Here is a 959-nt window from a genome sequence, read left to right as displayed (position 1 = left end):
TTTCACCGGCACCGCCGCCAGCCGCGGCGCGTTACCCAGCGTGATCTTCAGCGTGCTGCCCGGCGTAAAAGGCTCATCATCCCGGTAGATCCGGATCCCCAGATCGCCCTTGTTAGTCGCCAGCGCCTGCTTGTCGAAGCCGCTTGCCGTCCCCAGTAGACTCAGCGTCAGGGCTGTGCTGCCGCCGCTTTCCTTACCGCATTTGATCTGATAGTTCACCGCCTGACGGTAGTTCTCGCCGTCCACCTTGCTGATGCCAATCCGATCGCCGAAGTCCACGTCAATCTGATTGCCCTCGTTGAGGATGCACGGCGGCGGTTCGATCAACGTGCCGCGGAATGTCATTTCCCCTTCAGCTCGCGTCCCCCCCGAGGCTGCCAGCAGGCCGCCGCTCAACAACAGAGCGTAGATAGTATTTTTCATGCCTCGCTCCCGTTACTGGTAAGCCACTTTCAGGGTGGCCGCCGCCGAAAATTCGCCGCCCTTCAGGCTGACGCCGCTCTGTTTCACCGGCACAGCCCACAACGAGGGCTTGCTCGATAAGTTAAAATTAAGCCAACTGTTAAGCGTCAGCTTGTTGCTACCCTGCTGCAACTGAATACCCAGCCCGGTCTTGTCGGTTTTCAGCACCGAGCTATCAAAGGCCGCGCCATTCCCCTGAATTGACAATTTCATTGCACTATTGGTCTGCCCGGAACAAGAAAGGGTATAGATCACCTGTTTTCTATAGTTGCTGCCATTAATCTCGGTGGTCATCACCTCCCCAAAGTCCACCTCGATCGGCCGGTTGCCGTTAATCTCACAAGATGGCGGCGCCATCACCGTGACTTTGACCGTGACCGTGGTGGCCGCGCCGGCCAGCAGCGGCGCCGCCAGCAGCATGCCCAGACACGCCCTGCGGCATGCGGTTATCGCTCCATCCATGTTCAGCCCCGCCTCAGTCATAGCTCAGATGAAAA

At 58.5% G+C, this 959-nt stretch carries 2 protein-coding genes; both read right to left on the bottom strand.

The features are described from left to right. Positions 1-423: fimbrial protein (locus AAIE04_RS25030; protein WP_498577863.1), on the bottom strand; the 423-nt coding region annotated here is incomplete at its 3' end. Between the two features lie 12 nt (positions 424-435). After that, on the bottom strand, positions 436-882 hold the full coding sequence (locus tag AAIE04_RS25025; protein ID WP_498577862.1) for a fimbrial protein: 447 nt from the start codon (positions 880-882) through the stop codon (positions 436-438). Between the last annotated feature and the right edge of the window lie 77 nt (positions 883-959).

This window comes from Serratia sp. Ae19-1 (genome assembly GCF_059801225.1).
This window is presented reverse-complemented; position numbering and strand designations above follow the sequence as displayed.

Coding starts and splice junctions, on each gene's coding strand:
- AAIE04_RS25025 (WP_498577862.1), bottom strand. CDS start 882: ATGCTGCTGGCGGCGCCGCTGCTGGCCGGCGCGGCCACCACGGTCACG.